This is a genomic window from Blautia sp. An46, from assembly GCF_002161645.1.
GTDB lineage: Bacteria > Bacillota > Clostridia > Lachnospirales > Lachnospiraceae > Blautia > Blautia ornithocaccae.
The window spans coordinates 37,130-61,516 of the sequence record NZ_NFIF01000012.1 but is presented as its reverse complement, the minus strand read 5'-3'; the positions used below and the strand labels follow the sequence as shown (position 1 = coordinate 61,516).

Here is a 24,387-nt window from a genome sequence, read left to right as displayed (position 1 = left end):
GATAATGTGTAAAAAATCGGCGGCTTTGGACCATCAAAGCCGCCGTGTTTTAATTTGGCATGAGAAAGAACTGCTGAACAGCGGCTTTTTTCTTTTACCGTCGTCTGACAGAGTATTCGTTATTATCCTCAAACACACTTTTGGAAAAAAGCACTCTCCAGTTGAGTAAAATCCCGTGGATTTTCAAGTTGAAAAATCTTTCTCTGCTTGTCGATAAAAACCACATCGTCACAGAAATTCGCAACCAGATCAAGGTTATGGGCTGAAAAAAGTACAAGTTTCCCAGCATCCCGATGTTCAAGCAGCAACTTTTTTAGAATGGCAACGCTTTCCGGATCAAGACCATTAAAAGGTTCATCCAGGATTAGATTTCCCGCGTTGGAAAGAAACGCTGCCATCAGATATACCTTTTGTTTCATGCCGAGCGAATAATTTGCAATATATTCGTTCAGCGACCGCTCCAATTTGAAAGTAGTTGCTAATCTCGCAAGCGTTTCCTTTGCTTTTACGGCATTTTGGCGATATAGCTGTATAATGCACTTCAAATATTCATTTCCAGTCAAATTCAAAAACATTTCTTTGCTGTCTGGAACATAGAAAAACTGAAACTTAGACTTAAACTCCCTATGATCAATCCCATCAATCTCCACTTTTCCGCTGTCCATGCCGGCCGGTTGTGTGATGACATTTAATAATGTGGATTTGCCTATCCCATTGACGCCAACCAGTGCATAAATCCGCTGATCGTCTAAGGAGCAAGAGATGTTTTCCAATATTATTCTGTTCCCATACTTTTTTGATACATCTGTTATCTTAATCACGAAAGCTCCTCCTGCAAAACAACCAATATAAACACTCAGTCGCAACTACACAACTGCTCACACAGACAGCAAATGGCAGCAATGAAGTAAAGTCATTGATTTGCGTTTTAAAATAGATTTCCCCAACAGTCAAAGTTATCGAAGCAAAAAGCACGATTACTTTGCTGATATTTCCGTGGAGCAGTTCATTTGTGCTATTGGGTGAGCGTGGCATTTTATAGTCTAAAAATACTCCAAGCCATACACAGCCATAATTCATTACGGTTCCATAAATGAGAAGCAAGACGGCATCCAGCGCAGATATACTGTGAAAAAATGTTGCTCCCACCCAGAACAGTAATACCGTAATTTCTCCCCAAAAGAAACCTTGCAGGGTTTTCCAAAAAAATAATCGGTGTGTGGATATGGGAAGAAATGAAATGTATGCTTTATTCGGATCGCTGGAATAGGCAGTGCTTGAAATGGTGTTCACAGCACAGCAGGACACCATCAGGAATAATTCTACGGTATATTGTTCGGACACTCCTACCCAATCAAAATTTTGCACCAATAGCCCGCACAGAACAATCACTGTCAGGATATTCTTTATGTTTGAAAAGAAAATGAGTTCCTTGTTTCTTGATACCCGTTTCCATTCCAACAGGAAGTACGGATTTTTAATTTTTGTAGGTGCTATGGCTTTCTTGGCTTTTCGGTACTGGAAGTTCTGGGTGTTCAGATACCCTCGAACATATCCGGCCTTTACGCAAAAGTAAGCGCAAAGAGTTGACAAAGCTGCGGCCAGTATTGCAATCAGGAGCCACTTGTCAGGGCAAAATACTTTATTCAGGTTTTCTAAAAATCCCGGCCGAAATAAAATCTCCGACACAAGATTTCCTGCTGATAGCGCCAACAGCAAAAATGCTCCATATTGTAAGAGGATAAATCCATATCCCACAATGGATGCCGGAAGCAAATTGCTGACAGCCGTAGAAATCAGCAAAACAATCAGATCAATCAAACAACTGCCTATCCAGCAAAACAGCATAATGGTTACTGTCGAAACCCAATCCGAAGTGTCATACAAAAAGCAGGCCCAAAATGCAGAAATGGTGACGCCTAATTGTAAACAGGCAAGACGGCCAATAACTAATAGGACTAATCTGCCTGACGATAGTGGAAAGCACAGAAGATCTTTTATCCGCCGGTTGGTAAAAAGCTGATCGGGTATTTTATATATTCCAATAAATGCACTGATCCAAATTGCAAGGATGGACACGAATACACGATAGTCAGATATTGATCCGGGCAGGTAGTGACCCAATACATACCATATCAAGTACCCCACATAAATACCGATCATGGAAAATGAAAGCGTAATAATGGGAGTGCTTCTGCTTTTTAAGATTGCTTTATAGAGTGTGCGCTTCATAGTTCATCCGGCTTATATCTGTGAAATATAGGATGCCATCATGATTACCAAAAGAACAGCAAACACAATACTATTCATTTTTGAAAGCCGCTTCTGCTTGATAAAGCCGATGTTTATAACCAGCGCAATGATTGGGAGCAGCCAGACAGCTAAAACGCTGGGTAAGGGATAATAGGTATCACCTGTATGCAAAATAGAAATCTGCTCCGGCAGGAAGAACAGCATAATGCCGGACAGGAGAAACATCAAAAGAATAATCGCAAAATTGACGGTTGCCAGCTTTGCATTATTTTCGGTGAAATTCTCACCAAGAAGGTTTTTTAACAGTTTGCGAATCATTTTATTAGCCTCCGTTACTAAACCGGCTCAACCATTTTCTTCAAGGGTTTTCAGCCGCTTTATGATATTTTGAAAATGAACATCGTCTTTCAACGGTTCAAAGGTCTTGCAGTTAATAATGGCTTCTACCGCGCTTTTCTTAATCGTCATCTCATTGCGCGGCATATCGCTCCCCATTGTGAGCGTGTTTTCCAGCCAGCCATCTAAAAGGTCAAAGTATTCATCGCCGTGTAAGCTTAAGGGATAGATATTGCTGGTTGCCAGTTGTGTATAGCGTTCCAGCAGCTCCAATGCTTTTTCAGGGTTTCCCAATTTCATATATCCTTGTGCAAGCGTGAAATACAGCGGAAGTATAATCCCTGGGTGCAGTTTCTCCAAATCAAAAGCCTCTATAATTGCATAGGATTTTCTTGCGGTTTCTTCAAAGACTTCTTTGCGCTCCAAACACAGTCCCAGATAGATGGACAGTAGATTGATAAGCACAACGGTATGTTGAAAAATTCCCACTTGTAAAATACTTTTGGCCTCTTTTTTGTTGCCTAAAAAGTGGTAGGCCGAAGCCAGCAATGGCTCTGTGGATGTCATAGAAAAATCTGGCTCGCCCAAAAGATTTAATACTTCTGATGGATTGCCCAATGTTAATTGGCATAGAGCCTCCATATTGAGAGCCTGTTTTGCCAGATCCACATTGACTGTTTCGGACTTTACCCGTTCAAATAACCTGCTGGCATCCTCTAACATTTCTTTTGCGGCAGCCTTATCCTCAACGAATGGGCTATGGTTTACATACAAGCTCCCAATCTGATACAAAAGAGGAAAACAGGAGAAATACTTTTTCGTAATTTCCTGACACTGTTTCCGCACCTGTTCTATCGGCTGCATAGAAAAGTCAGCCGCCAATTTTCGATATAGGACTCGAATCTGCTCCTTCGTCATTTGTGGCTCGTACCCAATCAGTTCGTCAATACTGATATTAAAATAGGTGGCAAGCTGCGGTAACAAGGTAATATCAGGATATGTCATTCCGGTATCACATAGTTAAAGATATTGGTGTCATTCAATCAATCTTGCCGATAAAGCGGTAGAAGATTTCTACCTCCTGTTCCCTGCTTCCGTCCTCACCTTTGACCGCTTCATGGACAACGATTTTTTCAATCAGCGTATTCAAAAGTTCGGCGGTCAGTTCCGTTGGATTGACGCACTCTTTCATCAAGGCAATCCATTTTTCTGCGTCTGCGGCGTTCTGGCTTTCAGTGGTGATAGCGGATTGAAGCCGCTCAATCTTTTCGTCCAGTTCAGCCTGTTCGCTTTGGTACTTCCCGGACAGCATAGAGAAGTTGTATTCCGTGATACGCCCCGCAACCCAGTCCTCATACATACGGGAAAACAGCTTGTCCACCTCGGCTTTCCGCTTCTCCGTCCGCTTCAATTCTGCGGCCTGCCGCTTCCTTGCGGCGGCCTGTTCCTTGTCGCTGGCGTTCAGCAGACGCTTCATCAGTTCCCCCTCGCCATTCTGCACCAGTCCAGACCAGTATTGCAGACGGGAGAGGACATAGGCGTAAAGCACATCATAGCGGATATAGTGCATGGAGCATTGGCGTGTGCCCTGCCCGTACTTGCTACAATGGTAATGGCCGTAGGGCTTACTGTTCTGCCGGTTCTCCCCGTAGGACAGCGACCAGCCGCAATCCGCACATTTTACCAGCCCGGAAAAAATCTGTGTCGTACCGTCCTTGCACTTCCTGCGGCGGCTTGCTATCTGCTCCTGCACTTGATTGAAAACCTGCTCGCTGATAATCGGCTCCTGCGTATTCTCCACCCGCACCCATTCACTTTGGGGCTTGCGTACCCTCCGCTTGTTCTTAAAGGAAATATTTGTTTCCCGGTAGTGGATGGTATGGCCGATATAGGTTTCATCTTTCATAATGCTCTTGACCTGCGCTATCGTCCATGCGTAGCTTTTTTCCTCCGGTGCACCCGCATAGATGTTTGCGAAAGTCCCGTCACGCTGGAAGTTGATAAATCCCGGCGTGGGAACCTTTTCCGCAATCAGTATTCTTGTGATACTGGCCGCCCCTCTGCCATGAATGGCAAGGTCAAAAATCTTCTCCACTATCCAGCGGGTTTCCTCGTCGATTATCAGCTTGTTTTTGATTTCCGGGTGTTTCCTGTACCCGATGGGAGCATAGGCGCCGATACGCTGTCCTGTGGCAAACTTCGCTTTGAAAGCGGCCTTTACCTTGCGGCTCGTATCTTTCGCAAACCACTCATTGAACAGGTTTTTGAACGGGACAAAATCGGAAAGCCCTTTTTCTGTGTCCTCATTCTCCGCAACGGCGATGTAGCGCACCCGTTTTTCCGGGAACAGAAATTCCAGATAGTAGTCCATCATCACATGTTCCCGCCCGAAACGGGAAAGGTCTTTCGTGACAATGCAGTTTACTTTTCCGGCTTCCATATCGTCCATCATGCGCTGAAAATCCGGGCGTTCAAAGTTCGTCCCCGACCAGCCATCGTCCACATACTCACCGACTACATGAAGCCCCTGTTCCTTTGCGTACTGTTGCAGGATTGTCCGCTGTGTTTCAATGCTTACGCTGTCACCATAGTTTTCATCGTCCCGGCTCAATCTCATATAAAGCGCCGTGTTGTAAATCGTAGTATTGTAAGGTTGTTTCACCGTTAAAAATCCTCCTTCTAAAGAAACAACCCACGCTTACAATACTTTTGCTCTATGGCAATTATATCATAAGCGTGGGCGTGTTATCAATGATGGGCTATCAGGTTGAAGCGGCTTTTTCTGCGGTATGCCGCACCACATCTACAATCAGATCACCGAGGGGCTTCCCGACTGCGGCGAAGTGTTCGGAGATTTTTATACGGTTGTTCCCACATACAAAATACTGCGTCCCGTTCTCTGTTCGTATGACCTGCCCTGTCCGGGGTGTAAAAATATCGCTTTCGCTTTTTGCCATCCAGTGTCCTCCATATTCAGTTTTCAAGGTACAATGCCGCACAGGGGCGGCGAAAATTTCTGCTTATATCTATCACCTTTCCTTTGCCGTGTGCCGCTGCTGCCGTTTCAGTTCCGCCAGTATATCCGGCGGGATACGGTCAACCAGCCTCTGTAAATTGTCCAGTTCGCTTTTCAGCTTTGCCCGTTCCATCGTATCTTTCATCTTGCCTTTTTCACTGGCCTTTGCTCTTGCTTCCAACTTCTCATTCTCCGCCAACAGGTCATTGATTGTGACCTTGTACTTTTTCAACTGCCCGGAGAAGTTTTCCATCTGCGGGAACCACTTTTTCAGCATGGAAAGGGCTTCCTCTTTTTTCTTTCCGGCGTTCAGCGGGTTAATGCCGTCAAGGGCGGCTTCAATGGCTCTGGCCTGTTTGGAGAGGGAAACCGCCTGTTTGAAAAGCCGGGTGGGGATATGCTTCCGGCCTGTCTTGCTGGCGCTTTCCCCACGCTCCAAGTCAGGATATTTCTCCACCATATAGGCGTGAAAATCGTCCTGCCACTTCGTCAGGTTTGCCCGGTTGCCGATAATCTCCTTTGCACACAGGCGGTTGTCCTTTGTCAGCGGAACAAAGGTCAAATGCAGGTGGGGCGTTTTCTCGTCCATGTGTACCACCGCCGACACGATATTTTCCCGTCCTACCCGGCCAATGAGGAAAGCCGCCGCCCTCTGGAAAAACGCCTGTATCTCCTTTGGGGATTTCCCCTTGAAAAACTCCGGGCTGGCAGTTACCAGTGTATCGACAAACCGTGTGCTGTCTTTCCTCGTCCGGCATCCGGCCTGCTCGATACGGCTCTGAATGAAGTGGTAATAGCGTCCCTCCGGCTTGACGATATGGAAGTTGTATTTACTCCGGCTTGTGTCAATGTCGGGATTGCTGGCATATTGTTCTTTCTGTCTTTCGTGATGGGCTTCCAGCGGCCTTGCCGGGTTGCCCTTGTGCTTCTCAAACCGCAAAATTGCGTGTTGTGCCATTCTGCTCCTTTCCCCATTCCTTTCCTATCCAGGGTTTTCCACAGGGAAAATCCCGCCAGAATTATCTCTGATACGATAGGAATGGAATGGATATAAATAAATCATTTTAATCTTTGTATTTCTATATACCGTCTGGTTTTCCTACTTCTCAAGATTGATTTCCGTACTTCAAGGGTACGGTTTTCAGTCCTCCGGCGTACCAGAACGGGATTTCTTGAAGTCGGTGTTTGGAACCGCTTCATAGGATTTTGGGAAAATGCGGTTGGGCTTTCCACAGCCCTGCTTCTGGATTTCCACCAGTCCGGCGTATTGCAGTTCCCGCAGGGTGTTCACCGCTTTTTGCCGCCCACAATGGAGCAATGTGACCACTTCACAGATAGGGAAATACAGGAAAATCCGTCCGCAGTCATCCGCCCACCCATTTTTGCGGGATAACTCTGTCCGGCGCAGAATAAAGGCATACAGAACCTTTGCCTCGTTGGACAGGAGCTTGAACGTGGGGGCTTCAAAGAGGAAATTCGGGAGCCGGGTGAAGCTGAACGCCCTTTCCGGCTGATGGATATAGATGGTATTTGTCATAGTGCGTTTTGTGGACGGTTAGAAGCCCGTTTTCCGGGGCGGGCGATACTTTATACCACCTGCCCCGGTTTGGGGCTTGCGAAGCCTGATAAATCAAGGCTTTTTTCGCTCCTAACTGTCCACAGCAGACCTCCTTTTCCGTTCACTTTCTGTTTTCTGCCGCCTGTGAACTCTGGCGGCACAGCCGGGGCAGTATTTTGCCCGGTTGGATTTGGGGACGAACACACCGCCGCAGACCTCACAGCGTTTCAAGTCCTTATCCCGGAAAATCTCCGCTTCCAGCGTCCCGTCCAGCGGCAAGACCGCCCAGCGGAACCACTTACAGCAGACCGAGAAAGAAATCGTCTGCGGACAGGTGCAGGTGTCCCCATCGTCAAGGACAATGCAGTTGCCGTCCTCACAGCAACAGCACTCCCGGCGTATCAGGCTGGCCGCCTGTTTTCTCTGCGCCGGGGTCATGCGGTAAAGGGAACCGTCCGGCCTGCGTTCCAGCGGCGGCAAGTCTTTATAGGGGTTATCTCTCATGCGTTCCCTCCATTTTGCTTTCCGTTGCCGTTCCCCCCCCCGAAAAGGCTTCCTGCCTCATTCCTGCGGCGTGTTCCGGCGTTGGCACGCTCCCCGCAGCTTCGGGACATTTTGTCCCGAAGTCCGGTTCCTTGCGGTGCTTCCCCAGCCGGGGTATTCCTTTTCGGACGGTCATTCTGTTTTCAAGGTGCTGTCCATCGATGAACTACCCTAAGTCTACACGAAAAAAATGCAATCCCCGGAATTTTGCGAGAATTGCATTTTGATGAAGTTTACACTTTGGAAATTGCATTTTTTGCAATCATCCTGTATAATGGAAGTATGCGGAGGAGGTGCGTGTCTATGGCTTTACCCGGAACACCCGGACAGCGGATTTCCGATTTATGCAACGGAAACCATATCACACAAAAGGAACTTGCGGAGAAGATAGGCGTTTCCGCTTCCCAGTTGAGCCGCATTGTCAGCGGCGAAACGAGAACGGTCAGCAGTGATATTCTCATAGGTGTGGCAAAGGAATTTAAGGTATCGACAGACTACATACTGGGCTTGTCTACCGTGAGCGTCCGCAAAAGCTACGATATTTCTGAATTAGGCTTGTCCGAGGGAGCCGTGAGGGGGCTCGTGACGGGTGCTGTTGATGTGCAAATCCTCAACCGCCTGTTGGAACACAGGAATTTTCCTAAGCTGATAGATTTGATACGGATTTATTTTCAGGACACAGCGGCAAAAGGCATAACAGCAAGAAACCAGCTTATCGAGATAGCAACGGCTTCCCTGTCCGACCTGATGAAAGAACACCCGGAACACCGGGCGGAAGCAAAGCAGGATTTACAGCTTTTGAACGCCCAGAAGATGGGGGAACATGAGGCGGAGATTGAGAAAATCAAAAATGTGTTCCTTGCTATCCTGCGGGATATTAAGAAAGACATTGACAACGGGGAACAGCCGGGAGAAGCTGTGACCGCCGCGATGTTCCAAGCCATGCGGGACGCATTGGCGGAACAGAAGCAAAACCCGCTTTCCATTGACGATGTAGCGGCGATGGTTGCCGGACAGATCGGACAGCTTACGCCGATGGATGAAGAAACTGCCGACCTGTTCAAGCAGTTGGCAAAAAAGATGATGAAAGGAATAGAATAATAGCCTGTTATTCGAGATAATAATATGCCATTAGTAAAGCATGACTACCCTGTTTTAGAGTACGATACCGCATCAAAAGCTGTTTTTCAGCCGGGAAATGGGAAAAAATGTTTTCCTGCAAAAGCAGTGTTTGCTTTTTTAGGAGACGAGGTTGAAAATTATGCACATACCCATGATGGAATACAGATAGATGAATTTGAAAGTGCAACAAGACGATATCCTATTTATGAATGTCTTTATAATCAGGAGAAAATATGTCTATGTCCGGCTCCTGTGGGAAGTGCTGCTGCCGTCCAAGTTTTAGAATATTTAATTGCAGGGGGTGTAACAAAGATTATTTCCGTCGGCTCCTGCGGCGTATTGGAAGACATCCCGGAAAATAGATTTTTGATACCTGTTTCTGCATTGAGAGATGAGGGAACATCTTACCATTATCTTCCTCCCTCCCGAGAAGTAGAGATTTCAAAGGCTGGTATAAATGCGATTGAATCTGCTTTAAGCCAAAAGAATATACCATATTGGGAAGTTAAAACATGGACAACAGACGGTTTTTATCGAGAAACAGTAGAAATGGTTCAGTATCGGAAAGAAGAGGGATGTCAAGTAGTAGAAATGGAATGTTCCGCATTGGCGGCGTGTGCAAAATTTAGAAAAGTTACATGGGCTATGCTGCTTTTTTCAGCCGATACTCTTGCAGACCCTCATAAATACCAAGAAAGAGAATGGGGAAAAACAAGTATATCCATAGCCTTAGAATTAGCCTTAGACGCTGTTTTATCAGTTGTTGAGGAGTAAAAATAAATACATATAGGAGTTACAATGAATATAAATGAATTTCCACAACAAGTAAATCAAGTTATTTCAATAGCAGAAACCATATTACAAGGTCAAATATTGGGGATATATTTATATGGTTCAGCAACAATGAATGGGCTGCGTCCAGATAGTGATATAGATATACTGATAATTACTAAACAAGAATTGAGTAATTCAATCAGAGCAGATCTAACAAAGCAATTATTGAAAATTTCTGGCTCCGTAGGCTGTATTGAAAAAAGACCTTTAGAGGTAACTATTATCAATCAATCTGATATTGTTCCGTTGCAATTTCCGCCAAAATGTCAGTATATGTATGGTGAATGGCTAAGGGGAGAGATGGAAGCAGGAGAATATCCGCAAGCCTGCAATGACCCAGATATAATGATTTTATTATGGCAAGCAAGAAAAAATAGCATAACTTTGAAGGGGGCGGAAAGCAAAGAGCTTATTCCCGCTATCCCATTTCACGAAATTAAAAAAGCAATTCGGTTTTCTTTACCTGGTTTGATTTCCAGCTTTAAGGGTGATGAAAGAAATGTGTTATTAACCTTATCACGAATGTGGTTTACTTTAGTAACAGAAGAAATCACGACAAAAGATGTTGCCGCAAAATGGGTAATTTTAAAATTGCCGGAGAGATTTTCCCCCCTGCTAACAACGGCAAAGGAAGCTTATTTGGGAAATTTGTCTGATGAATGGGAGACAGTAGAAAAGGAAGCGATGGCACTTGTAGAATATATGAAAAAACAAATTGAGGAATTACTTAGAACAGAGTAGCAAAGTTAGCGGGGCCAATCAACGGTCAAGATGAACGGCGCATAAATGCGCCGCCGTTGACAGTCCCGCCCGTCTTTGCTGATGGGCAATCAAGGCGGGAAAGCCCTAAAATGGCTTCCCGCCCATTTCAATCTTGAGAGAAGAAACGCTCCAAAATCAGAAAGAGAGCGGTAAATCTAAATTGCGAGGGAGAATGTAGATGAATCAAGGAAGAATTATTGTGATTACAGGTTCGCCGGGAACAGGAAAGACAACAACTGCGTCGATTGTCGCAAAAGAATCGAACATGGATAAATCTGTGCATATGCACACAGACGACTTTTTTCATTAGGCTCTGTCACAACAAATGGTTGATTTTTGACGAGAAATAGCGTATAATAATAGTAAGAAACAGTACCACCGAAGGAGGTAATTGGATATGCCTACTATCAAAGACGCATTAGATATTATCGGTAAGTTGACTGTCGCAGAGCAGGAAAGCCTTAAAACAATGCTTTTAAGTCCTGCCTTTGTAAAGTCTTTGAATATTGAAGATTTCGTAGCAAAGGAACGCTTTGCAAATGGTCGTGTATGCCCTCTTTGTGGCTGTATCCATGTGGTTCGCAATGGTCATCGTAAAGATGGCACACAGCGATATGTATGTAAGGATTGTGGCAAGTCCTTCGTGATTGCTACGAACTCCATTGTGTCTGGTACAAGAAAAGACTTGTCCGTGTGGGAGCAGTACATTGATTGTATGATGAATGGCTTATCCATTCGTAAGACTGCTGTTGCTTGTGGGATTCACAGAAACACCGCATTCCTTTGGAGACACAAGATTTTGGATGCACTTCAGAATATGGCAGACGATGTTACCCTTGACGGCATTATTGAGGCTGACGAAACTTTTTTCGCCATCTCGTACAAGGGCAATCATAGCAAGAGTAAGACATTTGCTATGCCACGCAAGGCTCATAAGCGTGGTCATTCTACACATATCAGAGGCTTGTCCCAAGAAAAGGTATGTGTTCCTTGTGCGGTTAATAGGAATGGCTTGTCTATCTCCAAGATTACGAATACTGGTAGAGTTTCTACAATAGATTTACATCATATTTATGATGGTAGGATTAAGACCAATTCCACTCTTGTTACGGACAAGATGAACTCCTATGTGAGATTTACAAATGCCAATGGCATTGACCTTGTGCAGTTAAAGACTGGCAAAGCCAAGAAAGGCATTTATAATATCCAACATATCAATAGCTACCATAGCCAGCTAAAGAGGTTTATGCGTGGCTTTAACGGTGTTTCTACCAAGTATCTGAACAACTATCTTGTGTGGAATAACCTTGTAAATTACGCCAAAGAAAGCGACATGGAGAAAAGGAACATCTTCTTAACTTTCGTTTTGGCAACATTGAAAACTGCTAAATGCAGAGATTTATCAAACAGACCAGCAGTTCCTCTGGTCGCCTAATTAGAATTTGTGGAGATGATAAGATGGTCAATATAACAGATGTAAAACAGATTCTTCAATTTGCAATAGATGCGGAGATTAAAGTCTTTCTTGATGGTGGCTGGGGTGTAGATGCTCTTCTTGGATATCAGTCAAGAGCCCATAATGATATTGACATTTTTGTAGAAAAGAACGATTATCAGAACTTTATAGAAATAATGAAAGCTAATGGCTTTTATGAGATTAAGATGGAATATACAACATTGAACCATACTGTATGGGAAGATTTGAAAAACAGAATTATTGATTTGCATTGTTTTGAATATACGGACGAAGGTGAAATTCTTTATGATGGGGATTGTTTTCCGGTAGAAACTTTTTCGGGTAAAGGAAGAATTGAGGAAATAGAGGTTTCCTGTATTGAACCATATAGTCAAGTAATGTTCCATCTGGGATACGAGTTTGATGAAAATGATGCACATGATGTGAAGTTATTGTGTGAGACACTTCATATCGAAATTCCAAATGAGTATAGATAACTGCAAATAACAGTTTGTAGGGGAGTTCTGATACTCCCCTATAAAAATGGCTATTTATCAACTGTTTGTTGTGACATAGCCTTTCATTATTTAAGCAAAGGAGCAATACCGCCGCATTTACCAGAGTCCAACGAACAAAATTTAGTTGTCATTGAAGCCTTTTTAGAAGCTGCAAAGCGCTATGCCCGCGGCGGATATGATGTAATTGTAGATGGAATTGTCGGGCCGTGGTTTTTAGAACCATGGAGAGCCCTTGTTCGAGAAGATTATGAAGTACACTATATTGTTTTAAGAGCCAGTAAAGAAGAAACTATGAAACGAGCTGTGGAACGTTCAAAATTAGACAGAAAAACAAATGTTGAATTAGTAGAAACAATGTGGGAGCAATTTTGTAATTTGGGGATATATGAATCGAATGTTATAGAAACGACAACCTATTCTATCCAAGAGGCTGTTTTTGCAGTAAAAGAAAAAATTTCAAGTGGAGCCGCATTGCTATCTTAAACGATTTCTAAAAATCGAAATTTCATTTATCAGAGAAATAGCAAAGCCAGTCAACGGTCAAGATGAACGGCGCATTTCATGCGCCGCCGTTGACCGTCCCGTCTGGCTTTGCTGATGGGCAATCAAGGCGGGAAAGCCCTAAAATGGCTTCCCGCCCATTTCAATTATGAGAAAAGAAACACTCCAAAATCAGAAAGAGAGCGGCCAAGCACTTTGAGGAATTGGTCGCCTTGTTCACCCATTCAGCGGGACGGCGGGTGGCGGTCAAGGCCGGGTGTAAGCCCGTTCATTTCAGCCTTGACGGTTGCCCGCTGTCCTGTTACTTTTCCAGGAGTGTAGCCACAACTTCGGGACACTTTGTCCACAAGTCGGAGCGTAGGACGAGGGACGGGGGCTTTCATATACGCCCAGTCTGCTGTTGAAACCAGACCTGTGCTTACGGCTCTACGCCACGCAAGCACAGCCCTGTTTTCCTGCCGCTTCAAATGCCCTTGCCCTCCCCGGCGGCAACGGCATTTTCACGGCAACGCCGACAGAGCGTATAACACACTACACTTTGCTTCGCAAAGTCGTGTGCCAAATGGGGGCGTTGCCCCCTTTGGAAACCCCCACAAGAAAAGGCGGTACGCTACCCCTCCACGGGGCGCATACCGCCTTTTCTTGTTATCCAGCCCTCCGGCTGTATCGGTTGAGCAAAAGTCAGCGTGGGATTGATGTGGTATCTTTATCTAAGTGAACCCCCTGTCTCCCATTTTGAAACAGCAGCTTTCGATACTCCCATATATGCGGCCAGTTCATCCTGGGTAATCCCGCGCTTATGGCGGTTTTCAACCAGAATGCGGCCAAGATTGATTTCTTTCATTATCCCTACCTCCTGATAATAGTATAGAAAACTGGAATCCAAAAAACAATGGAGCATATTTTAACTTCTTGAAGAAAAATCAACCTGCAGGAAACAAGCAATTAAATCTATTGTACTTCATATCTAAAGCAGCAGCAAGCAAAGCCATTCTGGTACAAAAAATCCCGTTCTTGTCTACTCATTTAGGACGTTAAAAGCGCATCCGTAGTAAGACTTTCCCGGCGTAGTCGGCAGGTAAGTAGGTCAGATTATCCAATCCCCGCCAGCAAAGGCTTCTAAATGCGTAGAGGAAAATCCATAAGAAAGCACCGGGCGCAGGGCCAGCAGGCCGCCGCGTCCGGCGTTTTCTTATGGGCTGTCCTTTAGGATAGCCCGGATCAGCTTGTTTTACAAGTGGTGTTTATTTTATCGTTGAATAGTTCGGCTGGCTTTGCCATTCATTCCTCTATGTTTTGTATTTGATCGGTTATCTCTGGCTGATTGCTCTGAATGCCTTCATTGAGGTTTGGAACGCTGAAAAACACGGCAATGAAAATGTTTATTAAAACGATAGCCGCCAATATAATGGTAACGATTTTCCAGATACGGCGTGAGCGGCGATTTTTGATTGCAAGCTGCTCATTTATCCTTGATAACTGCTCTGCGACATCACTGGCGGTATTTTCATTTTCAATTTTTGCCCCCAGCAATTCGCTGACAGATACTTCCAATATTTCAGCCAATCGGATAAGGGTATCGGCGTCGGGAACAGATAAATTTTTCTCCCACTTAGAAATGGTCTGTCGGACTACATGGAGCCTTGTTGCCAATTCTTCCTGTGAAAAGCCTTTTTGCTTTCTGAAAGTTTTTAAGTTTTCTCCAAACATTGTGCGTTACACTCCTTTGCTTTGATAAATCCAAAGTAACACATTAGCCCTCATACGGCAAGCAACGCAGATTAACAATAACGCAACTTCCCGTAAAAAAAAGGCTTACATTCAAAAGGCGCTGCGAGCATAAGAAATTAGGCTGAATGGCACCGGAAAATAAACTTGTTATCCACCCAAAGGCATAGATAATCCATAATAAAGCGCCGGATGTGCCACCCCATGAGATACGCATCCGACGCTTTTGGATAATAATATGGTGCCATCACCATAGGAACGCCGTAAACTTCACACCGTTTTCCGTATTGACCATGTTGTGGATGATTTCGTGGTGGTCGAGGATGGTTTTGGTGATATACAGCCCCAGGCCGCTACCGCCGCTATTCCGGTTCCGGGATTTGTCCACCCGATAGAAGGGAGTGAAGATACGCTCCAAATCTTCCTCTGCAATGTGGACGCCGGTATTCTCTACGGAAAACACCTCGTCTTTTTGGGTGACAGTAATCACCGCCCCCGCCGGCGAATATGCCACGGCATTTCCGATCACATTGGTGAACACTTTCTCCATAAGCCGCCGGTCCCCTTGGTAGTGGTATTCCGGCTGGATGTCCATGCGAAGTTCCATCTGCTTATCCTCCATCCGGCCACGGAACTGCTGGCAGACCTTTCGCAGCATTTGGCTGATGTCCAGGTCGGTGCGCTCCAGGTGGAAATCGCTGCCGCCCATCCGGGCCGCAGAAAGGATTTCTTTCACCAATGTCTCCATGTCATTGGTGGTTTTCATACACCGGCGCAGGTAAGTATCGCGGTCTTTGTATTCGCCCACCTGATAGATCATGCCCTCCAGTTGCCCCTTGATGATGGCGATGGGAGTTTTCAGCTCATGGGAGACGGCGGTGAAAAATTCCACCCGCTGCTTTTCCTGTTCGCGCTCCCGCTCAATATCTTTCTTCAACTGCCAGTTTGCCGCCTTCAAGCTGTCCATCGTATCGCTCAAACGCTGGGCCATTTCATTCAGGCTGGCGGCCAGCACACCGATCTCGTCTTGCCGGTTGACTTCACACTTCCAGGTCATGTCCAGGGTGGTCATTCGCTTCGCCACGTTGCTGATACTAACCAGCGGCTTGGAATAGTACCGGGAACAAACCACCGCCCCCATGACGGAGATCAGCAGAATCACAACGGCGATCAAGGGGATGAGCTTCAGCAGGATGTCATAGGACTGCGCCACTGCGACCAGGGCGGCATTGGCAAATACATGGTAGGTCTGCCCACCTTGCTGGAATGTTGCGGAACAGCTCATAGAGGGAGCAGAAGTGTCCATGTTCTCCATGTCGGCAAAATTCACGGAGAACAGGTTGTTCCCATAATTATCGTTGACTTTCACCGAAGCGTTGTTCCTCATGGAAAATTCCATCAGGCTGTCCGAGCTGGCCTCCCAGCCGTTCTGCTCCAAGACCGCCATCAAGTCATAAAAATCGGAAGTGACCTGGCCTTCCAGCTCCGTATGGTAATTTCTCGGCAGAAAGATCATTACCATGCCGTAAATGAGGATACAGCAGACCACCAGCAGCGCCAGCATACTGAGGAAGGTTTTGGCCTGAATGCTTTGACTAATCTTCCTTCTCAATTTTATATCCCGCCCCTCTCATGGTTTCTATGTAGTCCACACCCAGCTTCTTGCGGATGTTCTTGATGTGGGTGTTAACGATTTTTTCGCCGCCAATATAGTCGTAGCCCCAAACCGTATCCAGCAGTCTTTCTCTGGACACCACCCGGCCCTGATTCTCCAGAAGGAGCTTCAAAATCTCAAATTCCCTGGTGGTCAGGGAAACGCTTTCTGTTCCCACAAGGACGGTAAGGCTGTCCGTATCCACTGTGATTTCCTTATAACGGATCACGGTATTGGGCGCAGCGCCGCCCTGTTCAGCCCGGCGCAGCACCGCTTCGATGTGCTTCATCACAACCGGCATGGAAAAGGGCTTGGTAATGTAATCATCTGCCAGGGCGTCAAAGCCCTTCATCTGGCTGGCGTCATCATCCCGTGCCGTCAGCATGATGATCGGCGTCCGGCTTTCTTTCCGCAGGATCTCACAGACCGCAAATCCATCAATCTTTGGCAGCATCAGATCCAGCAGCACCAGATCCGGATTGCATTTCCGGAATATTTCAATCCCTTCCAGACCGTCACCGGCACAAAACACCGTATATCCTGCATCCTCCAGAAAGGCCCGGACAATGTTCTGGATGGAAATTTCATCTTCTATAATCAAAATCGTCTTTGACATTGCAGCACCTCCGCTATTTGGACAACAGTGTATCATACAAAGATGGAGTTTTGGTGGAGTTACCTGATTTTTCATACGGATTTTAAACTTTTCATAGTTTTCCATTTTCTACGGAAAAAGCCCAGGAGATTACTCTCCTGGGACATCAACAAACTTGTATCCGACTCCCCAAACGGTCTGGATATATTCTTTTGTAGTAACTTTTCGCAGCTTCTGGCGGATATTCCTGATGATACAGAACACCGCACTACTTACATCCACTGGTTCCTCCTTCCAGACTGCCTGATAGATCTGTTCTTTCGTATAGACTCTCCCTGGCTGACTGGCAAGATAAACAAGAGTCTGAAATTCATAAGTCTCTGTAAGAGGAAGTGTGTTCCCCTCGTAAAAAACCTGATGTTGGATCGGGTCAATACAAAGGCCGGAATACTGAAGAACCTTATCACTCCCTATCGCTGGATCCTCTGTATCGAATTTCGCCAGGATCTGTTCTGTCACCTCTCCAGCTGGATCCGTGGTGCGGAGGATAATCTCCACCTGTTCCATCCACTTCCTCCTATTTCAAATATTATTTGTATATTTTTAAAAGTAATTTATATATCATTTTTCTTCGTATTAAATACTTTAAGCAGAAGTATTGAACAAACTAAAATAACAACAAGCACACAAATGCTTAATAACGGAGAGTATACTATTCTTTCTTCATGCGTATAATTCGAGAGAACTAATCCTGTAGTCACCGGATATAAATTAATAAAATTCCCATCAGCAAGAAAAATTCCACAAAATCCATAAAAAAAAGAAAATATTACTCCAGAGAAAAACTTATTTTGTTTTTTTGTAGAGATAATAACAACTGGAAGAACTGCAATGTAACAGCAGGTACTTACAATAAATAACTGTTTAAGGCTTGTTATGCAAACTATAATATTTATATCTGTGCACCGCATAAAGACTGCAAGCATTAATGTAACAGCAAAGCTGAACAGCCATTCAACAATTACTAAGCCATAACCTACTATAATCTTGGATAGAATCATCTCAAATTTTGAAATAGGGATGACCAAAATATTCTTTATTGTATAATCCGTATATTCACGGTTAATTGAATAACCTATTACCAATGCGAATGTGAAAGGAAGAAACAGGCTAAAGTGATTCCATACGACTCCCTCCGACAATCCTGTATAACTTACTATGCTGTTATTCGTGCCAGCTAATTGAAATGCTGCCAAGACAATTGAAAAAAATACGGAAACTATTCCAATCCAAAGGATGTTGTATCGCTTATATTTTAAAAATTCTGTCTTTATTATTCTCAACATTTTTATCCCCCTATACTTCTTGTCTTTTCTTAAAGACAATCGAAAGGCCAACAGAAGCAACAATAGTTAGAATTAGGACACCAACACAAGCTGGAGTGCTTAAAAACCAATCATCTAATCCGTAAGTAGGACCTGTAGTCATATGGGGCAAAGCCCACCTAAAAACGGCCGACAGAGGCGATAATATATTTGCCATAGCAAAAACAATAGCAAAACTTGCGATTGAATAAACAAACGAAATAATAATTGAAAAAATATAGCCTTTTTTGCTGAGACATTCGACGGCAACAATGGGCAAGACAGAAACTGCCACCAAAGCTCCAATAATAAGCCCTATGAAAAGGCGATAAAAAATCCGATCTATGCTTCCTATCACTATGCCTCCAATTAATGTGGCCCCGTTAGTTGCCAGGGAATATATAATTGAAAATATCAATAATGTAAGCACCTTTGCAACAATTAATGCCGCAGTAGAAATAGGAATTGTATCAATATTCTTTTGCGTTCCATTATTTTTTTCAGAGAAAAACAGGATAGCACCTAAAACACCTAAAACTGTTGGCAACAACAAAAAATACCCATATACTCCTATATTCAAGTAGAGCCAATTAAACCCCAGATTACTTTTTGCTGCAAACATAGTCATTGGAATAGGAAATAAAGCAGCCGCAATAATTGTTAAAAGAATAAATTTTCTGCGTTTTAGCTTTAGAAACTCACAGTAAACCAGTTTAAGCAATTCCTTCACCTCCTGTTACACGCTTGAAATAATCTTCAAGACTTTCCTCACAGGTATGGGCTTCCGATACCTCCAGTCCATTTTCCACAAAAACGGCAACAATCTTGCTGACTGGCAATTCAAGATTATAAATCTGCAGATTATGCTCGTCCTGTATAGAGAAATTCTTTTCATAAAAAACACGTTCTAAAATTCTTGCCGCCTGAGCTGTATCAGAAACAGTAAATCGAATATGCTTACTGCTTTTTTGCTCCAATTCAGCCAGACTTTCTTCTTCTAATAATACTCCATGATCAATAATTCCAATATCATCTGCCAACACGGAAATTTCTGAAAGAATATGACTCGAAATTAAAATTGTTTTCCCTTTCTTTTCACATAACTGACGGATAAAAGAACGTACTTCTGCAATTCCAATGGGATCAAGACCGTTAATCGGTTCGTCTAAGATTAACAATTCCGGATCATGCATGATCGCAAGCGCAATCGCTAAACGTTGTTTCATTCCCAGAGAATACTGCGAAAATAACTTTTTATCTTTATATGGAAGTCCCACTAAATCTAAAGCATCCTTAATTGCATGACGATTCGGTACACCTCGAAGAGTTGCAAAAATACGTAAATTTTCAGTAGCCGTCAGATTAGGGTAAAATCCTGGGGCTTCTATCAGACTGCCTATTCTTGGTAATATTTTCTTTTCATTTCCTTTCAATGGTTTTCCCCAGATAGTTATTTCTCCGGAAGTTGGCTGTGCCAGCCCAAGAAGCATTTTCATTGTTGTGGTCTTACCGGCTCCATTTCTTCCGAGCAGTCCATAAATCTTTCCCTTTTCTACATGGATATTTAAGTCAGCTACACTCTTTTGTGTGCCGTACTGTTTTGTAAGATGATTTGTTTCAATGATGTACTTGCTCATATGAATACCTCCTAGTTTTACAGGGTATTATACTCCTCTGGTCTTGCATAAACCTTGCATTAACCTTGCATTAACCTTGCAATTCAAGCCTAAAAGCTTCGAAAGTCCTCACCTTGAGGAGAGGACTTTAATCAGCCAGAGGAAAGAGTACCTGAAAAACAGTTCCTCTCCCCTGTTCACTTTCTGCGGTTATCGATCCGTGCATTTTTTCGACAAGCTGATATGCAATAGACAAACCAAGTCCGCTGCCTTTTTCTGAGCGTCCTTTATCACACTTATACAGACGTTCAAAAATATGCTTCAGATCTTCTTTGCCAATTCCAATACCATTATCCCTTACAAGAATTGCTATCTTATCATTCTGCTTTGATAAACTGATACCTATTTTATCTGCATGACTATGAGAAATCACGTTTTGTATAAGATTGTTTAATATCCGTAAATATGCATCTGAATCAAGATTTACCCGGAACGGCTGCTCAGGAATATCAATACTGTAATCAATCTGCTTATCTTCAAATATCGGTATCCAGTCGATCAATATATCCCTTGTTAACTCAACAGCTTCAACCTGATTCATAGTAATAGCAAATTCATCAGAGTTCAGTTTAAACCAATCAAAAAGAACATCTATATAATCTTTCAGGTCATGAGCTTTCCGACGGGCAGTTTCGATGTAGTCATCTTTATCTCTTCCTGTAACAATACCTTTCTGAGCAGCGTCAAGATATCCAATCAGTGTTGTTAATGGTGTTCTTACATCGTGAGAAAGGCTTGTCATCAACTGCCTGTTATTCTCTTCTGTTTCCCGGAATGCAGACAATCTATTTTCATAGGATGTAATGATGTCATTCATTTCATATGCAAGTGGTGCAACGATTTCATGTGTTTCTGACAGAATACGCCTATTTCCATTTCCATTCTTTATATCTTCCAATACTTCAGCCATTTCATCAATCTGTTTCCGTATACGTCTGATCACAAAATAAAATATTAAACCAGAAATGACAACAATCATGGCTAATATAACCACAGCCAGTCTCATAAAGATCACACCTCCTTATTGAAGCGATATCCAATTCCTTTTATCGTCTGAATATATTTCGGATGTCCCGGATTTTCTTCCAGTTTTTTTCGGAGACGGCTGATAATCGCCATAATATTGCTGTCATCATAGCAATATTCTTCTCCCCATACTTCTTCATAAATTTTCTGCTTCGTTAATATTTTCCCTTGATATTTAACAAGAAATAAAAGTACGTCAAACTCCTTGGGTGGAAGTTCAAATGTACCATTTACCGTGATTATTGTACGATTATCAATGTCAATTCTCAGGCCGTCAAAATCAAGCTGCTGTGGAGTTCCCTCTGACTGATTAAACCGGGTATACCGGCGAATCAATGAAATAATGCGAGCTATCAGCTCATCCATATCAAAGGGCTTCGTTAAATAGTCGTCAGCTCCCGCCCGTAGTCCACGCACCTTAGAAACGCTATCATTTTTTGATGTAAACATCAAGATGGGCAGACTGCTTTCCTTTCTGATTTCTTCCAGTGTTTCAAAGCCGTCCATGCCTGGCATCATTACATCCAGTATCACTAACTGATAATCCTTCTCTTTCAGCTTCATCAATCCTTCTTTTCCCGTATTGCAGCAGTCAGCTTCAATATTTTCCGATAACACACTGTGTTTAATTAACGCACAAAGCTCTTTGTCATCATCTATAATCAAAACAGTGTTCATTGTAAATCTCCTCCAAATCATCCGGCGTCTATTCCTGATTGTCTTGTTTTGTTTGTCTATGATAGTTATTATATAAAGAAGTTATGGATACATCAACTAACATTTATGCACGAACAAACCGGAAAACAACAGCGTTTATTATTCTCCTGCAGCCACCTGATAATCTTAAAACATACTTATAAAAACATCCCAGGGGCTCACTCCCCTGGGACATCTACAAATTTGTATCCGACTCCCCACACTGTTTGGATATATTCTTTCTTTGTAACCTTCCGCAGCTTTTGGCGGATATTCCCGATGATACAGAACACAGCACTGCTTACATCCACCGGCTCTTCCTTCCAGACTGCCTGGTAGATCTGCTCTTTCGTGAAGACTCTTCCTGGCTGACTGGCAAGATAAACAAGTGTCTGAAATTCATAAGTCTCTGTAAGAGGAAGTGCGCTCCCCTCGTAAGAAACCTGATGTTGGATCGGATCAATACAAAGTCCGGAATAGTTAATCACCTCCCTTCTTCTCTTTTACAGTTTGTATGGCATCAAATTCTGCCAGAAGCCGTTCTGTTACTTTTCCAGATGATTCCGTAATACGTAGGATGATTTCGATCTGCTCCATCGCTCTGCCACCTGCCAATTATTATCATATTTTTGAATTAATTTCTTTCAACGTTAATTACTTTCTGAGTCCAGTCGCGGTAAAAATCTTCCTCATGTGATACAATTAATACAGTTCCAGCAAAATCCATAAGTGCTGTTTTCAAAGCTTCCTTTGCTTGTACATCCAGATGATTTGTAGGTTCATCCAAAATTAGAAAATTACAAGGTGTTAAAGTCAGCAGGCACATTTTTACTTTTGCCTGTTCTCCTCCACTTAATGTTTCAACAGGCTGCATTGCGTGTTTGCTTGATATTCCACAACGTGCTAACTGTTTACGGACATCTTTGATTACCATATCGGGATGAGCATTGGAAACAATTTGTATTGGTGTCTTTTCTGGTTCATCCCATAATAAATCCTGTTCAAAATATCCAATCGTAACCTGATCGGAGAATTTAAACTTCCCTTGCATTAACGGGATTTTCCCGATTAAGGTTTTTAACAAGGTTGATTTTCCAATTCCATTGAATCCTGTAATAACAACTTTTTGCCCTCCCATAATACTAAATTCTATATCTGACAATACAGGATAATGATAGCCAACCGCCAAATGCTTCACAAGAAGATGTTCCGTATTCGTCAAGGGCAAAACAGGAAAATGGAAATAGGGGATAATCTCTTTTTGATCTATCGCCTCCAATTTCTCCATACGATCGAGCTGCTTTTGCCGTCCCCTTGCCATTTTTGCTTTTCTTCCCGCTATATTCTTTCGTATAAATTCTTCTGTCTTTTTAATTTTCTTTTGCTGGGCTGCATATTGTCTTACATAATCTTCCCGAAGCAAGGTTTTCTTCCGCAAAAATTCAGAATATGTGCCATAGTATTTCGTAATCGTATTGTTGTCTATATCACAAATGCGGTTCGCTACCTTATCCAGAAAGCTAAAATCATGGGAAACAACTAAAAAAGCGTTTTCTAAATTAGATAGATATTCTGCCAGCCATGATATATGCTCTTTATCTAAAAAGTTAGTCGGCTCATCTAATAATAATACATCTGGTTTTTCAAGTAATAACTTTGCTAAAATCACCTTGGCTCGTTGGCCTCCACTCATTTCCGCAATGGATCGTTCAAGACCAATGGCAAGCAACCCTAATCCATTTGCGACACGTTCTATCGCAGTATCAATAGAATAAAAGTCATGTGTTTCAAGCTGCTCCTGATAACGAGCGGCAAGCTCCATGCTTCTTAAATCTCCCTCAGCAGCCTTTTCATATAACTGTATCGTCTGCGCCTCCATCTCAAACAACTTTGCAAACGCTGATTTCAAAAAATCTTTCATCGTCACTGTACGGTCGATTTCTGCGTATTGGTCTAAGTACCCAATCGTAATATCCGGCTGCCAGATAATCCGTCCATGATCAGGTATAATCTTTTCTATACAGATTTTAATTAAAGTGCTTTTCCCTGTCCCGTTCTGTCCAACAATACCAATGTGTTCTCCTTTATTCAATGTAAAACTGGCATTTCTATAAAGCGTATTTTCTCCAAAAGAATGTGATAATCCTTCAACTTCTAATAAACTCATTTCTTTGATTCCTTTCTACATAAAAAAATAAAAAAGGCAGAAAGTCATGATACAAATGGTATCCGCCTTCTGCCTTTAATATGGTAATCCAAAATAACAAAAGGCTACAGACAAAACATTGCCTATAGCCTTATACACATCATAGCTACACGGAAAGCCAATTTCTAAAAATGGATATAGTATTCCCTTGGCTTTCCGATGAAATCTAACTGCGTTATTTATACGCTATACTCTGTACAATGTTTCATCGGAATGGATTGTACAGAGTTGATTTTCTTTTTTCTCCGATCAGTCAAATGAAAATTCATGGTTTATCTCCTTCTCAAGAGGTGTCATCTCAGTTCCAAATAATACTATGAGGAACATTTTTTGTCAATCTCTAACTTTAACTATCTACAGACTTATGAATATTACTTTCCGACATTAGAGCAATCCATAAATCATATATGAAAACCCCAGGAGATTACTCCCCTGAGACATCCACAAATTTGTATCCGACTCCCCACACAGTCTGGATATATCCGCCCGGCAAATCTATATCTAGTTTGCTTTTGCATTTGACACCCACTATATCTTGTGCTA

General features: G+C 43.1%; 28 protein-coding genes. 7 read left to right on the top strand and 21 right to left on the bottom strand.

Going from position 1 to position 24,387, the window contains the following annotated elements; genetic code table 11:
* Positions 1–128 precede the first annotated feature (128 nt).
* The 9 genes from B5G00_RS11115 to B5G00_RS11075 form a co-directional block, all read right to left on the bottom strand.
* Entirely contained in the window at positions 129–821 is a 693-nt protein-coding gene (locus tag B5G00_RS11115) for an ABC transporter ATP-binding protein (protein WP_087202337.1), read from the bottom strand.
* The gene (locus B5G00_RS11110) at positions 814–2,232 is read right to left on the bottom strand and encodes a hypothetical protein (protein WP_087202335.1); all 1,419 of its coding nucleotides are present in this window, start codon (positions 2,230–2,232) and stop codon (positions 814–816) included. The genes B5G00_RS11115 and B5G00_RS11110 overlap by 8 nt, the downstream gene beginning before the upstream one ends.
* Positions 2,233–2,244: 12 nt before the next feature.
* On the bottom strand, positions 2,245–2,571 hold the full coding sequence (locus tag B5G00_RS11105; protein WP_087180074.1) for a hypothetical protein: 327 nt from the start codon (positions 2,569–2,571) through the stop codon (positions 2,245–2,247).
* Between the two features lie 27 nt (positions 2,572–2,598).
* The gene (locus B5G00_RS11100) at positions 2,599–3,594 is read right to left on the bottom strand and encodes a transcriptional regulator (RefSeq protein ID WP_140403147.1); all 996 of its coding nucleotides are present in this window, start codon (positions 3,592–3,594) and stop codon (positions 2,599–2,601) included.
* Positions 3,595–3,628: 34 nt separating this feature from the next.
* Entirely contained in the window at positions 3,629–5,206 is a 1,578-nt protein-coding gene (locus B5G00_RS11095) for a recombinase family protein (RefSeq protein ID WP_087272807.1), read from the bottom strand.
* Between the two features lie 145 nt (positions 5,207–5,351).
* Entirely contained in the window at positions 5,352–5,546 is a 195-nt protein-coding gene (locus B5G00_RS11090; protein WP_087258079.1) for a hypothetical protein, read from the bottom strand.
* 72 nt (positions 5,547–5,618) lie between these two features.
* Positions 5,619–6,563: a MobV family relaxase gene (gene mobV, locus B5G00_RS11085; protein ID WP_087258076.1), complete on the bottom strand. Its 945-nt coding sequence runs from the start codon at positions 6,561–6,563 to the stop codon at positions 5,619–5,621.
* Positions 6,564–6,746: 183 nt separating this feature from the next.
* Complete coding sequence (locus tag B5G00_RS11080; protein WP_087231432.1) at positions 6,747–7,142, bottom strand: replication initiator protein A; 396 nt, start codon at positions 7,140–7,142, stop codon at positions 6,747–6,749.
* A 111-nt stretch (positions 7,143–7,253) separates the two neighbouring features.
* A complete protein-coding gene (locus tag B5G00_RS11075) occupies positions 7,254–7,667 on the bottom strand; it encodes a cysteine-rich VLP domain-containing protein (RefSeq protein WP_002588751.1) in 414 nt (137 codons plus the stop codon).
* Between the two features lie 342 nt (positions 7,668–8,009).
* Between B5G00_RS11075 and B5G00_RS11065 the strand changes: the two genes are divergently transcribed.
* The 7 genes from B5G00_RS11065 (at position 8,010) to B5G00_RS11035 (ending at position 12,881) form a co-directional block, all read left to right on the top strand.
* Positions 8,010–8,807 (top strand): helix-turn-helix domain-containing protein, encoded by a 798-nt coding sequence (locus B5G00_RS11065; RefSeq protein WP_002578724.1) that lies wholly within the window; start codon positions 8,010–8,012, stop codon positions 8,805–8,807.
* 24 nt (positions 8,808–8,831) lie between these two features.
* Positions 8,832–9,602 (top strand): nucleoside phosphorylase, encoded by a 771-nt coding sequence (locus B5G00_RS11060; protein ID WP_002578723.1) that lies wholly within the window; start codon positions 8,832–8,834, stop codon positions 9,600–9,602.
* Positions 9,603–9,626: 24 nt separating this feature from the next.
* A complete protein-coding gene (ant(9), locus tag B5G00_RS11055; RefSeq protein ID WP_052084611.1) occupies positions 9,627–10,403 on the top strand; it encodes an aminoglycoside nucleotidyltransferase ANT(9) in 777 nt (258 codons plus the stop codon).
* Between the two features lie 199 nt (positions 10,404–10,602).
* A complete protein-coding gene (locus B5G00_RS11050) occupies positions 10,603–10,734 on the top strand; it encodes a zeta toxin family protein (protein ID WP_132587467.1) in 132 nt (43 codons plus the stop codon).
* Between the two features lie 87 nt (positions 10,735–10,821).
* Complete coding sequence (locus tag B5G00_RS11045; protein ID WP_058962567.1) at positions 10,822–11,859, top strand: IS1595-like element ISSag10 family transposase; 1,038 nt, start codon at positions 10,822–10,824, stop codon at positions 11,857–11,859.
* Positions 11,860–11,882: 23 nt separating this feature from the next.
* Positions 11,883–12,377 (top strand): lincosamide nucleotidyltransferase Lnu(C), encoded by a 495-nt coding sequence (gene lnu(C) / locus B5G00_RS11040; protein ID WP_019543803.1) that lies wholly within the window; start codon positions 11,883–11,885, stop codon positions 12,375–12,377.
* Complete coding sequence (locus B5G00_RS11035; RefSeq protein WP_441169890.1) at positions 12,378–12,881, top strand: phosphotransferase-like protein; 504 nt, start codon at positions 12,378–12,380, stop codon at positions 12,879–12,881. It begins immediately after the preceding gene.
* A 724-nt stretch (positions 12,882–13,605) separates the two neighbouring features.
* Here the strand turns inward: B5G00_RS11035 and B5G00_RS11020 are convergent.
* From B5G00_RS11020 to B5G00_RS10965, 12 genes are all read right to left on the bottom strand, one after another.
* Positions 13,606–13,743, bottom strand: a complete 138-nt coding sequence (locus tag B5G00_RS11020) for a helix-turn-helix domain-containing protein (RefSeq protein ID WP_087272731.1) — start codon at positions 13,741–13,743, stop codon at positions 13,606–13,608.
* Positions 13,744–14,180: 437 nt separating this feature from the next.
* Positions 14,181–14,609 (bottom strand): helix-turn-helix domain-containing protein, encoded by a 429-nt coding sequence (locus B5G00_RS11015; RefSeq protein WP_087202330.1) that lies wholly within the window; start codon positions 14,607–14,609, stop codon positions 14,181–14,183.
* A gap of 265 nt (positions 14,610–14,874) precedes the next feature.
* A complete protein-coding gene (locus B5G00_RS11010; RefSeq protein ID WP_204244062.1) occupies positions 14,875–16,239 on the bottom strand; it encodes a sensor histidine kinase in 1,365 nt (454 codons plus the stop codon).
* Positions 16,223–16,897 (bottom strand): response regulator transcription factor, encoded by a 675-nt coding sequence (locus tag B5G00_RS11005; RefSeq protein ID WP_087202328.1) that lies wholly within the window; start codon positions 16,895–16,897, stop codon positions 16,223–16,225. Before B5G00_RS11005 ends, B5G00_RS11010 begins: the two co-directional genes overlap by 17 nt.
* Positions 16,898–17,026: 129 nt before the next feature.
* Positions 17,027–17,443 (bottom strand): winged helix-turn-helix domain-containing protein, encoded by a 417-nt coding sequence (locus B5G00_RS11000; protein WP_087202326.1) that lies wholly within the window; start codon positions 17,441–17,443, stop codon positions 17,027–17,029.
* Between the two features lie 47 nt (positions 17,444–17,490).
* Positions 17,491–18,222: an ABC transporter permease gene (locus tag B5G00_RS10995; RefSeq protein ID WP_087202324.1), complete on the bottom strand. Its 732-nt coding sequence runs from the start codon at positions 18,220–18,222 to the stop codon at positions 17,491–17,493.
* Positions 18,223–18,232: 10 nt separating this feature from the next.
* Positions 18,233–18,970 carry an ABC transporter permease gene (locus tag B5G00_RS10990; protein ID WP_242971339.1) on the bottom strand — a complete coding sequence of 246 codons (738 nt, stop codon included), beginning with the start codon at positions 18,968–18,970 and terminating at the stop codon, positions 18,233–18,235.
* On the bottom strand, positions 18,954–19,877 hold the full coding sequence (locus B5G00_RS10985) for an ABC transporter ATP-binding protein (protein ID WP_087202321.1): 924 nt from the start codon (positions 19,875–19,877) through the stop codon (positions 18,954–18,956). The genes B5G00_RS10990 and B5G00_RS10985 overlap by 17 nt, the downstream gene beginning before the upstream one ends.
* A 127-nt stretch (positions 19,878–20,004) precedes the next feature.
* Entirely contained in the window at positions 20,005–20,895 is an 891-nt protein-coding gene (locus B5G00_RS10980) for a sensor histidine kinase (protein ID WP_442856332.1), read from the bottom strand.
* Positions 20,896–20,927: 32 nt separating this feature from the next.
* Positions 20,928–21,620: a response regulator transcription factor gene (locus tag B5G00_RS10975; protein WP_087202317.1), complete on the bottom strand. Its 693-nt coding sequence runs from the start codon at positions 21,618–21,620 to the stop codon at positions 20,928–20,930.
* Positions 21,621–21,817: 197 nt separating this feature from the next.
* The gene (locus tag B5G00_RS10970) at positions 21,818–22,126 is read right to left on the bottom strand and encodes a winged helix-turn-helix domain-containing protein (protein ID WP_242971338.1); all 309 of its coding nucleotides are present in this window, start codon (positions 22,124–22,126) and stop codon (positions 21,818–21,820) included.
* Positions 22,127–22,272: 146 nt separating this feature from the next.
* On the bottom strand, positions 22,273–23,805 hold the full coding sequence (locus B5G00_RS10965) for an ABC-F family ATP-binding cassette domain-containing protein (RefSeq protein ID WP_087202315.1): 1,533 nt from the start codon (positions 23,803–23,805) through the stop codon (positions 22,273–22,275).
* Positions 23,806–24,387 lie beyond the last annotated feature (582 nt).

Excerpts from the sequence above, each read along its gene's own strand:
- B5G00_RS11110 (WP_087202335.1), bottom strand. The coding sequence starts at position 2,232 with ATGAAGCGCACACTCTATAAAGCAATCTTAAAAAGCAGAAGCACTCCC.
- B5G00_RS11105 (WP_087180074.1), bottom strand. The coding sequence starts at position 2,571 with ATGATTCGCAAACTGTTAAAAAACCTTCTTGGTGAGAATTTCACCGAA.
- B5G00_RS11100 (WP_140403147.1), bottom strand. The coding sequence starts at position 3,594 with ATGACATATCCTGATATTACCTTGTTACCGCAGCTTGCCACCTATTTT.
- B5G00_RS11095 (WP_087272807.1), bottom strand. The coding sequence starts at position 5,206 with ATGAGATTGAGCCGGGACGATGAAAACTATGGTGACAGCGTAAGCATT.
- B5G00_RS11090 (WP_087258079.1), bottom strand. The coding sequence starts at position 5,546 with ATGGCAAAAAGCGAAAGCGATATTTTTACACCCCGGACAGGGCAGGTC.
- mobV (WP_087258076.1), bottom strand. The coding sequence starts at position 6,563 with ATGGCACAACACGCAATTTTGCGGTTTGAGAAGCACAAGGGCAACCCG.
- B5G00_RS11080 (WP_087231432.1), bottom strand. The coding sequence starts at position 7,142 with ATGACAAATACCATCTATATCCATCAGCCGGAAAGGGCGTTCAGCTTC.
- B5G00_RS11075 (WP_002588751.1), bottom strand. The coding sequence starts at position 7,667 with ATGAGAGATAACCCCTATAAAGACTTGCCGCCGCTGGAACGCAGGCCG.
- B5G00_RS11065 (WP_002578724.1), top strand. The coding sequence starts at position 8,010 with ATGGCTTTACCCGGAACACCCGGACAGCGGATTTCCGATTTATGCAAC.
- B5G00_RS11060 (WP_002578723.1), top strand. The coding sequence starts at position 8,832 with ATGCCATTAGTAAAGCATGACTACCCTGTTTTAGAGTACGATACCGCA.
- B5G00_RS11050 (WP_132587467.1), top strand. The coding sequence starts at position 10,603 with ATGAATCAAGGAAGAATTATTGTGATTACAGGTTCGCCGGGAACAGGA.
- B5G00_RS11045 (WP_058962567.1), top strand. The coding sequence starts at position 10,822 with ATGCCTACTATCAAAGACGCATTAGATATTATCGGTAAGTTGACTGTC.
- B5G00_RS11020 (WP_087272731.1), bottom strand. The coding sequence starts at position 13,743 with ATGAAAGAAATCAATCTTGGCCGCATTCTGGTTGAAAACCGCCATAAG.
- B5G00_RS11015 (WP_087202330.1), bottom strand. The coding sequence starts at position 14,609 with ATGTTTGGAGAAAACTTAAAAACTTTCAGAAAGCAAAAAGGCTTTTCA.
- B5G00_RS11005 (WP_087202328.1), bottom strand. The coding sequence starts at position 16,897 with ATGTCAAAGACGATTTTGATTATAGAAGATGAAATTTCCATCCAGAAC.
- B5G00_RS11000 (WP_087202326.1), bottom strand. The coding sequence starts at position 17,443 with ATGGAACAGGTGGAGATTATCCTCCGCACCACGGATCCAGCTGGAGAG.
- B5G00_RS10995 (WP_087202324.1), bottom strand. The coding sequence starts at position 18,222 with ATGTTGAGAATAATAAAGACAGAATTTTTAAAATATAAGCGATACAAC.
- B5G00_RS10985 (WP_087202321.1), bottom strand. The coding sequence starts at position 19,877 with ATGAGCAAGTACATCATTGAAACAAATCATCTTACAAAACAGTACGGC.
- B5G00_RS10980 (WP_442856332.1), bottom strand. The coding sequence starts at position 20,895 with ATGATTGTTGTCATTTCTGGTTTAATATTTTATTTTGTGATCAGACGT.
- B5G00_RS10975 (WP_087202317.1), bottom strand. The coding sequence starts at position 21,620 with ATGAACACTGTTTTGATTATAGATGATGACAAAGAGCTTTGTGCGTTA.
- B5G00_RS10965 (WP_087202315.1), bottom strand. The coding sequence starts at position 23,805 with ATGAGTTTATTAGAAGTTGAAGGATTATCACATTCTTTTGGAGAAAAT.